Raw genomic sequence first — 10,355 nt, forward strand, 5'->3', positions numbered from 1 at the left:
GAGTCAGCCAAAGTCTCGCCAAGATGGGGGTGGGGTGTAGGGTTTGAGGCGGGGTTAGTTGACAAACTTATTCAGCAACGCCAGAATATTCACTTCTAAACCGTCCCTGGTTGAATCGAGCTTCTCTCAATAGAGGGAAGCCATCCGCAGGCTGTGCAGTTAAAGATGTGAAGAGTTCCAGACTTGCGTTTGCGTCAGGAGAACTCGAATGTTGCTAGAAGGGTCTTGCCATTGCGGTGCGGTGCGCTTCAGCGTTCAGAGCCATCATCCATATCCGTTTATGCGCTGTTATTGTTCGATTTGTCGAAAAACAGCCGGTGGAGGTGGCTATGCAATCAATCTTGCAGGAGACAACCGGACATTACAGGTTGAGGGCGAGGAACACATCACGATCTACCATGCCCGTATTCAAAATCCAGACGATGCCCCGTTTGTGAGCCAGGGAGAGCGGCGGTTTTGCCGTCATTGTGGCTCTTGCCTCTGGGTTTATGCTCCAGACTATCCAGATTTAATGCATCCGTTTGCTTCGGCGATCGATACAGAATTGCCAGAGCCACCCGAACAGACGCACATCATGCTGGACTTTGCCGCCAGTTGGGTTGAGATTCCTCAAAAACCGCAGGATCACTATTTTTCTCGCTACCCCAACGAATCCATTGCAAACTGGCATGAGCGGCTAGGTTTAACGGCAGATCATCCCGGAGAGGGAGAATAACAGGAGGATAAACGGGTTCATTCTTGATTCTGAGCGTCCACACAGAACTGAACCGATCGCCCTGACTTAGCTTCTTGACTTACAGCAGTTCTCAATCGAGTCAGCCAGAGTTTCGCCAAGGTGGGGGTGGGGTATAGGGTTTGATGTGTGGTGAATGCAAATGAAAATGGCTGTAGCTTTAAGAGGACGGTTTAGAAGTATCAAATGTGCTGCATCGCCCCCTAAATCCCCCAACCCTACACCAGAATTAGGGTCTAGCACTTGCGGCAAGCCAGAAAAGGGCGGTTCGAGTGGCAATCAGCACCTTTAAACATCCTCTAAGCTCGACACCTGGCATCTTTCACTAGGAAGACGCATTTACTATATGGCCTTCTTAGGATGATAAATGCGCTTAATACTCTGTCCTAATTACTGAGTAGCAACCCAGAAGAACTGATGGCAAGTGAGCGTTAAGCAATTACAAAGGAGTTTTAACGATAATGAATCCTTCATTGACTCGTCCTCTGGCGGTTGTGACTGGTGCATCCAATGGCATCGGTTATGAGCTTGCCAAACAATTTGCTCAAAATGGTTTTGATCTCGTTGTTACCGCCACTGGTTCCACTATTGATGAGGTGGCTCAAGATTTCAACCAATTGGGAGCCAATGTTCAGACTGTGCAGGCTGACCTTGCCACCTATGACGGAGTTGAAACCCTCTATCACCAAATCCAGGCAATTGGCCGACCGATAGAGGCGATCGCCATCAACGCTGGCGTTGGCGTTGGCGGTAAGTTTACCGAAACGGACTTAAAAGACGAGTTGAACCTGATTGAGCTAAACGTCTCTTCGTCGGTTCATCTGGCCAAACGAGTTGTGCCAGAAATGGTCGATCGTGGTAACGGTAAAATTCTCTTCACGTCGTCGATCGCGGCATTGCAGCCCGGGCCATTCGAAGCCGTGTATGCGGCATCCAAAGCCTTTGTTCACTCGTTTGCCGAAGGACTTCGCAACGAACTAAAAGACACAGGCGTAACGGTTACAGCACTGATGCCGGGGCCAACCGATACAAACTTCTTCCACCGGGCAGGGATGGATGACACCAAAGCGGGTGCCGATAAAAAAGATGACCCGGCGGAGGTTGCCAAGCAGGGATTTGAAGCCTTGATGGCAGGCAAGGATAGCCTTGTTGCAGGGTCAGTGAAAACCAAAGTGTTGGGCAATGCCAGCAAGGTTTTACCCGATACCGTCAATGCTGAGCAGCATCGCAAACTCACTGAACCAGGCTCAGCCGACCAATAACAATGGGGCGCGTTGTCGCCAACCGTGACTGCCAACCACGCCTATTCCGGAGCGTGGTTGGTTGGAATGTATCAGCTACAGTCATGAACATGAGGCTGCTTCAAAGTGCAGTGTATTGCCTCAATTCCCCTGTTTTTAGTTTGCCGCCAGCTCCGATTCTTTGATGTTGGGGCTTTGGAGGCCAATGCAACCTGTTTGACACGGTTGCAAACCACCTCTTAACAGAAATGCTGGATAAGGAAAAAGATGATGGAAAGTCAATCTAATTCAGAAATGCTATATCGAGAACTTGGTAGTACTGGAGAAACGGTTTCTGCGATCGGTCTGGGAGGATGGCATCTCAGCCTGAAGCATGTCGATGAGCAACTGGCGACCCGGCTTGTTCGCACGGCGATCGATCGGGGCATCACCTTCATGGACAACTGCTGGGACTACAATGATGGAGTCAGCGAAGTTCGCATGGGAAAAGCCCTGCGCGATGGCTATCGGGACAAGGTGTTCCTGATGACAAAGATTGACGGTCGCTCTAACAAAGAGGCGGCTAAACAGCTCGACGAGTCGCTGAGACGGCTACAGGTTGATTACATTGACCTGGTACAATATCACGAAATTCTGCGGTTTGAAGACCCACACCGCATTTTTGATCCAGAAGGTGCCCATGCTGTTCTCCTGGAGGCACAAAAAGCAGGGAAGGTGCGGCATATTGGCTTCACCGGGCACAAAGATCCTTACATCCATTTACATATGCTGGAAGTGGCAGAGCAGCACGGTTTTAAGTTTGCTACGGCTCAGATGCCGCTGAACGTTATGGACGCTCACTACCGCAGCTTTGCTAAACTAGTGGTGCCAGAACTGGTCAAACGCAACATTGGCATTCTTGGCATGAAAAGTATGGCAAATGGAATTCTGCTGCGCTCCAACACGGTTACACCGATTGAATGTCTTCACTATGCGCTGAATCTGCCCACCTCGGTTGTAATTACAGGCATGGATAGTATGGAGATTCTAGATCAAGCCTTTGAAGCGGTTCGGACGTTCCGACCGATGACGGAGGAGCAGGTACAGGCGTTATTAGCCAAAACGGCAGAGGCCGGATCGCGTGGCGAGTTTGAACCGTTCAAAACCTCATCGATTTTTGATGGCACTGCCGAAAATCCCGATTGGCTAGGGGAAGAACCCCAACGCCTTCAGCAATTGATGTCGGCAGGATGAGAGAATAGGGTTTGAGCTACATCGTCAGATGGTTATTGATGTTCCTCCGACTTACAGCCATTTGCATTCACCACGCTCCAAACCCTACACTCCACCCCCATCTTGGCGAGACTGTGGCTGACTCGATTGAGAACTTCTGTAAATCGCCGTTCCACTACAGTCCTACATGTCCTTGAGCGATCGCATCGGAGTTAATGTCCTATGAATATTGAATCTCTTGGTAGGTTGCCCCGGTTGGCGGTTGGAATACTCGGGTTGGTGTATGCCCTGCTGGGATGGTACATAGCCGATCATCACATCGCTTTGCTGGTGGGGGTGGCTGTGCCCGTAGCGACCCTGCTAGCGGCATGGAAAGGAGTACCTCTCCTCAGGCAGTGGTCGCAGTCTAGCTCTCAAAGTCTGTTAGTTATTACAGCCGTTAGCCTGGCCATTAGCCTGAGTGTGATTCTATTAGTCACCGACTTTCAATTCCTGGGCTTGATTTTTCTGCCGCTTGTAACGATGGTTTTGGCGGATTTGGAAATGCGTTCTGCTGGTTTCAACCAACGTGAGATATGGCTGTATCTCGCCGCTGTTGCGGGTCTGGGAATTGGTCTGGGGGAAGCGATCGAACTGGTAATTATTCCAGGTATGCGGTAGTACCTCCTGCTGCCGCTGGCTCAGTTGGATGGCACTGAATACTTCAGGTCGAGCCAGATCCACTGCTCGACCCTGTTCACTCGCTCCCTTTTTGACTGCTAGTCTAACTTGCGCTGCGTTGCTGCCTAATGGATAAAGTCGAGCCAAGAACAAAGTACCTCTTTCATCCCGTCATTCAATCGCGCCCAAAATAGCTGGAAGTAGACCCGGAAAACGAGCCTCTAATTCTTCCCATCGCAACGAGTTGATGCTTTGGGTTCCCTCGGTACGAGTATGTACGACCCCTGCATCGCGCAGCACTTTGAAATGATGGGAAAGGGTAGATTTGGCGATCGAAAATTCAAACGAGCAGCAGGTTTTCTCTCCAGCTTCAGCCAGCATTCTCACGATTTGTAGCCGCGTGGGATCGCTCAGGGCATACAGCACATCGGTTAAGGAGATCTGGTCTGGAGTCGGAAATCTCATGCGTCTCATGCCTTGCATTATCTCATAGCTTGTTCTATGTTTCTATTGTTCGCATATTTTCGAACAATAGAACAATCAGGAGGCCATCATGAACGTTTGGGAACTTCAAGCCAAACCAGGGTTAGACTCATTGACATTGATAAAACGACCAGAACCGCAGCCATTGGCTGGACAGGTACTCCTCAAAATGCGAGCCGCTTCTCTAAACTATCGCGATTTGATGATTGCCAAAGGTACGTATGGCTCCAAACAAACGCTGCCGCTGGTGCCATTTTCAGATGGAGTTGGGGAAGTGGTTGCCATTGGCGAAGGAGTCACCCGGGTTGCGGTGGGCGATCGCGTTGCCGGAATTTTTATGCAAGATTGGATTGCCGGAAGCTTTCGGGCTGAGTATGCCGCATCCGCTCTGGGTGGGGCGATCGACGGTGTTCTGGCGGAGTATGTGACGCTGCACGAAGATGGGGTCGTTCATGTTCCTGAGCATTTATCGGATGAAGAAGCAGCAACGTTACCCTGTGCAGCAGTAACGGCATGGCACGCCTTGATCACAGCAGGCCATCTGACCGCAGGAGATACTGTTCTCATTTTAGGGACAGGTGGTGTGTCCTTGTTTGCGCTCCAGTTTGCCAAGTTGGTTGGGGCGCAGGTTATTGCGACCTCTAGCAGCGATGAAAAGATTGAACGATTGCTGCAACTGGGTGCATCGGATGCCATCAACTACAAAACCACACCCGACTGGGAGCAAGCTGTATGGGAGTTGACCCACAAAGCGGGAGTCGATCATGTGGTTGAAGTCGGCGGAGCCGGGACATTCAACAAGTCCTTGAAGTCGGTTCGTATGGGCGGACGAGTTAGCTTAATTGGCGTTTTAACCGGATCAAGTTCGGAAGTTAGCACAGGCACCATTCTGCAAAAGAGCATTGCCGTGCAGGGAATTTATGTTGGCAGTCGTGAGATGTTTACAGCAATGAACCGGGCGATCGCTCTCCACAAAATGAAACCAATGGTCGATCGCGTCTTTCCGTTTGAGCAAGCGCGAGAGGCGTTGGCCTACATGGAAAGCGGTGCCCACTTTGGCAAAATTGTGATTCGCTTTTAGCCTCAGGGTGGGGTAGTGGTCAGGAGAGCGAGGATCTGATGCAGCACAGCAGGCTGTGCGATCGAGCGCATTGCAGGATAGGATATGTTCAACTTTGGCATAAAGATGCGATCGAACTAAGACTGTCGCAGGTGAGGCGTGTATGAATCAAGCATTTTGGCAATCTATCCAGCATGAATCGTCGTGGTGCGAACTTTCGGCCAGCGCTATTCGTTCCAACATTAGCGCCCTGCGGCACCGGGTTGGCGAAGATGTCACGCTTGGAGTAGTGGTGAAAAGTGATGCCTTTGGGCATGGTCTCACCTCATGCGCTCGAGCCTTTGTTGAATCTGGTGCCGATTGGCTCATTGTTAACTTTGCCTACGAAGCCGTCAAGCTGCGCCAGGCCGGAATTACGGCTCCTATTTACATTTGCGGGAATACCTCCGTTGCTCAAGCGGCCATGGTAGTTGCCGCCCAGGCCAGGGTCGTGCTGTATGATGCGGATGTGGCACAAGCGCTGGCTAAAGCCGGACGCGAAGCGGGTTACACCGTTCCAGTGCATCTCAAGGTGGAAACGGGCACCCATCGGCAGGGGTTGGAGTTAGACGAGGCGATCGCCCTGGCTCGGCTGGTGTCGGAACTAGATGGAATTACCCTGGAAGGCATTGCAACACACTATGCCGACATTGAAGACACCACCGATCATCGATTTGCCCATCAACAACTCTCGCTGTTGAAGGAAGCGCAAAACGCATTTACCCAGGCTGGTTTTGATCTGCCAATGATTCACTCCGCCAATTCAGCCGCTACTATTCTGTGGACAGAAACACACGGTTCGCTAGTGCGGGTCGGCCTTGCGGCGTATGGACTTTGGCCATCTAAAGAGGTTTATGCAAAAGTGCTGCAAACCTTTACAGCCAAAGGGGAAGGGTTTATCCCTAACTTGCAGCCCGTATTGTCGTGGCGATCGCGCGTGGTTCAAGTTAAAGAGGTTCCGGTGGGTGGCTATGTCAGCTATGGGCGCACCTTCCGCGCCACTTACCCCATGCGGGTTGCTGTTCTGCCGCTTGGCTATTACGAAGGATACGATCGCCGACTGTCTAACCTGGGTTATGTGTTGATCAATGGCGTGCGATCGCCCATTAGAGGCCGCGTTTGCATGAACATGACAATGGTGGATGTAACCCACATTCCCAATGTGCAAGCGGGAAGCGTGGCGACGTTACTGGGAGCCGATGGTGACGAATGCATTAGTGCCGAGCAGCTTGCCGCCTGGATGGGAACCATCAACTATGAGGTGGTATCCCGTATTCATCCGTCTCAATCTCGTTACCTGATTGATGATGACAGCGCCATCAATGATGCTAAAGCTGACCAGTCCTTAACTCAAATATCATCAAACTAATGATTCTGTCCGGTGCTCCCAGAGGCGGTTGTGTCGCAAAGATCTTAAAGTGATAAACGAAGGGGGCTCGTTCGCGTTGCTTTAAGCAATCACTCCAAAGAGTTCATTGATAAATCTTGCTTGAGATACACTATCCCCTTGACTAATTCCTTTCACTTGTCCTTTGCGAATCATCGCCATTGCTTCTATTCCGCGCAACGTTCTCCTTGCACTGTTAAACAATTGAAATCCCATCATCGGTTTCACAACGCGCTTCACGTTTCGATGGTCTTGCTCGATCATGTTGTTCGAATATTTGCTCTGTCGTAATTCGGTCTCGGCTTCCAACGTCTTCTCTTGCTTCAATTCATCCATTGCCGCTGGATAAGCCGCGTTTTTATCCACGGTAATCACCCGTGGCGTTTGAGTGTGCTTCGCCCCCAACACCTTGCGGAAAAACCGCGCTGCCGCCTTTCCATCCCGCTTCGCACTGAGCATGAAGTCCAGCGTATTGCCCTCAGAATCCACAGCACGATAGAGATATTTCCACTCGCTTTTCACTTCGATGTACGTTTCGTCCACTCTCCACGAGTCATTCGTCGGATTCAGAAACGGACGAATGCGTTTGTCTATTTCTGGCGCGAATTTCAAAACCCACCGATTGATTGTCGAATGATCCACGGCGACTCCGCGCTCCTGCATCATCTCCTCCAAGTCTCGATAGCTCAAGGAATAACGACAATACCACCGCACGTTCAGCAAGATGATTTCAGGCAAAAAGTGCCGCCATTTGAAGGGAGAAGGAGTGGACGTTACAGGAGAGGGAGGAAAGGCTTGTCTTGCTTACCTTGCCATCCGCTAGTTTTTGGCCCAAAGGTAGCGTCGCTGCAACGAAGTGCCACGCGATACTGGGAACTCACCACTGACCCACAAACGTTACCCAAGAATGCAACCTGGTGGGTGATGACGCACATTGAGAACCTCAAGTATGACCAAGTTGGCAATCTCTATGGCTTGAGAAACTGGGTCGAGTACGGCTTGAAGCAAAGCAAGAACGAGTTGGGATGGGCAGATTTTCGACTGACAAACTATGCCCAGATCGAGCGGTGGTGGGAGTTGGTGATGAGTGCATATTTGCTAGTGAGCTTGCACACCGATGCCTTGCAACAAGCGCAAGGACAATCTTCTAACCAACCGGATGCTCAAGTGCCAGCAATCGTCCTCAAGCTTGCTCAGCATCCCGCTTGGAATCAGGCAAAGGGATGGAAACAAGCGCGCAACAATTTGCGCTTGGTCATTCAGCCCAGTGTAATTTTGCATGTGCTCGAACCCTGGTTGAATCTGTTTCCAATCCCCCGTTTATTGGCAGGGTTAGAGTGTTTAGCTGCGCTGATGAATCACTTTCCAGCCAGTTTGCCATGCCCTAATGATCCTTGCAATCTCCTATTTTCTTCTGCCTAGAGTGACAAAAGAGCGCTAAGGTGAGTCCACCATCAAAAATCAACTTGCTGTATATCCGCCATCGATCGCTAAGGGTTGTCCCGTGATGTAGCTGGCAGCATCAGAGCAGAGAAACACAACGGCTTGAGCAATTTCCGTTGTCTGACCGATTCGATCCATTGGAACCCAAGACCCAAGACCATCTAGCGTGATGCCCATCTGGTTAGCACTACGAGCCATGAGGTCAGTCGCGATCGGACCCGGATTGACAGCATTGATCCGAATACCCTGTTTGGCATAATCGAGGGCAGCTGATCGCGTTAGCCCCATCACTGCATGTTTGCTGGCAACGTAAGGAGAGATCCCTGGAAGCGCGACGAGACCATTTGTTGATGAATTGTTCACGATCGCGCCTGCGCCTTGGGTTAGCATCTGCTGAATTTCGTATTTCATACAGAGAAATAGCCCTCGTGCATTGATCGACATGATCTTGTCAAAATCCTCGATCGATTGCTCATGCAACGGTGTAACAACAAGATCGATTCCAGCATTGTTAAAGGCACAATCGAGTTTGCCGTAGGTTGCGACCGTTGTCTGTACCAGTTCCCGAACATCCACCTCGCTCGATACATCTGATTTTACGAACAAGCATTCTGCCCCAGTCTCGCGAATCAAATCTGCCGTTTCTTCACCTTCTACACTGCGTATGTCCGAGAAGACCACTTTGGCTCCCGCAGCACCGAAGGCGATCGCTGTTGCTCTGCCAATACCCGATGCGCCACCAGTGACTAACGCCACTTTATCTTGCAGTATCATTGTGTTTCTCCTGTTTTAATCAATATTGATCTTCAGCACAAAATCAGACTTCAATCCGTCCTATCAGCCCGCGCTGATGAACACCATGATCAGGAACGAGGGCAGGTTGAAAACGACGTGGACGACGACACCGGGCCAGATCGATCTACTACGGCGGAAGATCTCGGCGGTGGCGAGACCCGCCACCACGGCTGCTAGGAATGTGTTATTGATCCCATGCATGAGAGCGAAGATTACGGTGCTGCCCACGACCCCAACAAACGGGCTGTAGCGCAATAACGCTTTGGTGATGATGCCGCGATAGAGCAGTTCCTCGCTGAAGGGTAAAAAGACTGCAATGAACACCGCGCTTAACACCAGAGACAGCAACCCGCCACGACTTGGACATGATGATCAATACCTTTGGTCCATTTGCTGGTGGTTTTACGAATTGACGAGATCATCGACGATCAATCCGATCGCTCTGGAAAATGGGTTCGGATGCCTTGTCGTGTTTGAACACTTTGTAGGCGATCGCCAGAAACACGGGGATTATCACCAGCACCGAGATCGCGCCGAGAGTCGCATGGTACTCGCTGACTGTGAACAAAGCTGGCGTGGTCACGGCACCTCCAGCCATGTTGATCACGAGGATACCGCCGATGTTGTTCGCGAAGTGAGCGCCGATGGCGAGTTCGGTGGTGCCGTCCACCAGCGAAACGACTACCCACACCAGACCCGTGCCGACGAAGTAGCCGAAGAATACCGTGAGCCAGCCACCCGCGCTCGCCTCCGGGTTGAGGAGGTGCGGCAGGGTGAATAGCACGGCTGAGGCAATCGCCAGAAAGACGTGGTTGGCCCAGATCACGCTCGCGCCCTGCACGATGTATCCACGGAAGAAAAGTTCCTCGGTGGTGGTTTGGATTGCAGTAAGAACCAGCGCGAGCGGCACGAAGAGCGCGAACGTCGCGAGGTCGGAATTGAAGGAGAAGGTGTTGGGGTAGAACAGATACTGCCCCAGCCCGGACACCAAGAACCACGGCACGAACCAAGCAACGAACCCGTGGCCGACACGAGTCCAGCTCATCTTTTCCCGCGCCGTGATCAGCGTCCGGAGAGGGCGGCGGTGGACAAGGGAGACGGCGAGGAAAATTCCTGCCAGGAAGAACGGAAACCCCGCCATGATCAGCAGGAAACTCCCCACGGAACCGAGCGCCGAGACTGTTCTGAATTTTGTGTAAGCGGTCTAAAATCCCAGTAACTCAGGAGACCGCATCATGGTACGCAAGAAGAAAGAACCCAATCGCGTTGATGAAATGCTCGATGAACTGTTGGCAGACTGCC

At 51.4% G+C, this 10,355-nt stretch carries 10 protein-coding genes and 2 pseudogenes; 7 read left to right on the plus strand and 5 right to left on the minus strand.

Annotated elements, in window-relative coordinates:
- The first annotated feature begins 208 nt into the window (after positions 1–208).
- The 4 genes from IQ268_RS31265 to IQ268_RS31280 all read left to right on the plus strand — a co-directional run bounded on the left by IQ268_RS31265 (position 209) and on the right by IQ268_RS31280 (position 3,846).
- On the plus strand, positions 209–715 hold the full coding sequence (locus IQ268_RS31265; RefSeq protein WP_193887257.1) for a GFA family protein: 507 nt from the start codon (positions 209–211) through the stop codon (positions 713–715).
- 479 nt (positions 716–1,194) lie between these two features.
- A complete protein-coding gene (locus IQ268_RS31270) occupies positions 1,195–1,995 on the plus strand; it encodes an SDR family oxidoreductase (RefSeq protein ID WP_193887259.1) in 801 nt (266 codons plus the stop codon).
- A gap of 246 nt (positions 1,996–2,241) precedes the next feature.
- Positions 2,242–3,207, plus strand: a complete 966-nt coding sequence (locus tag IQ268_RS31275; RefSeq protein WP_193887261.1) for an aldo/keto reductase — start codon at positions 2,242–2,244, stop codon at positions 3,205–3,207.
- A gap of 201 nt (positions 3,208–3,408) precedes the next feature.
- Positions 3,409–3,846 carry a hypothetical protein gene (locus IQ268_RS31280; RefSeq protein WP_193887263.1) on the plus strand — a complete coding sequence of 146 codons (438 nt, stop codon included), beginning with the start codon at positions 3,409–3,411 and terminating at the stop codon, positions 3,844–3,846.
- A gap of 171 nt (positions 3,847–4,017) precedes the next feature.
- Here IQ268_RS31280 and IQ268_RS31285 read toward each other — a convergent pair whose 3' ends face one another.
- Positions 4,018–4,320, minus strand: a complete 303-nt coding sequence (locus IQ268_RS31285) for a metalloregulator ArsR/SmtB family transcription factor (protein ID WP_193887265.1) — start codon at positions 4,318–4,320, stop codon at positions 4,018–4,020.
- Between the two features lie 79 nt (positions 4,321–4,399).
- Between IQ268_RS31285 and IQ268_RS31290 the strand changes: the two genes are divergently transcribed.
- Positions 4,400–5,410, plus strand: a complete 1,011-nt coding sequence (locus IQ268_RS31290) for an NAD(P)-dependent alcohol dehydrogenase (protein ID WP_193887267.1) — start codon at positions 4,400–4,402, stop codon at positions 5,408–5,410.
- 142 nt (positions 5,411–5,552) lie between these two features.
- On the plus strand, positions 5,553–6,797 hold the full coding sequence (alr, locus tag IQ268_RS31295; protein WP_193887269.1) for an alanine racemase: 1,245 nt from the start codon (positions 5,553–5,555) through the stop codon (positions 6,795–6,797).
- Positions 6,798–6,878: 81 nt separating this feature from the next.
- On the opposite strand, the pseudogene IQ268_RS31300 reads toward alr, so the two are convergent.
- Positions 6,879–7,571: pseudogene (locus IQ268_RS31300) on the minus strand (IS6 family transposase); the annotation flags it as partial.
- Positions 7,572–7,664: 93 nt separating this feature from the next.
- Here IQ268_RS31300 and IQ268_RS33665 point away from each other — a divergent pair.
- A pseudogene (locus tag IQ268_RS33665) lies at positions 7,665–7,880 on the plus strand (IS701 family transposase); the annotation flags it as partial.
- 396 nt (positions 7,881–8,276) lie between these two features.
- Here the strand turns inward: IQ268_RS33665 and IQ268_RS31310 are convergent.
- The 3 genes from IQ268_RS31310 to IQ268_RS31320 form a co-directional block, all read right to left on the minus strand.
- Positions 8,277–9,032, minus strand: a complete 756-nt coding sequence (locus IQ268_RS31310; RefSeq protein ID WP_193887276.1) for an SDR family oxidoreductase — start codon at positions 9,030–9,032, stop codon at positions 8,277–8,279.
- A 63-nt stretch (positions 9,033–9,095) separates the two neighbouring features.
- A complete protein-coding gene (locus tag IQ268_RS31315; protein ID WP_228035893.1) occupies positions 9,096–9,401 on the minus strand; it encodes a CPBP family intramembrane glutamic endopeptidase in 306 nt (101 codons plus the stop codon).
- A 70-nt stretch (positions 9,402–9,471) separates the two neighbouring features.
- Complete coding sequence (locus tag IQ268_RS31320; RefSeq protein WP_193887278.1) at positions 9,472–10,215, minus strand: CPBP family intramembrane glutamic endopeptidase; 744 nt, start codon at positions 10,213–10,215, stop codon at positions 9,472–9,474.
- Between the last annotated feature and the right edge of the window lie 140 nt (positions 10,216–10,355).

It is taken from the genome of Oculatella sp. LEGE 06141 (genome assembly GCF_015207605.1).
Classification (GTDB): Bacteria; Cyanobacteriota; Cyanobacteriia; order Elainellales; family Elainellaceae; genus Oculatella.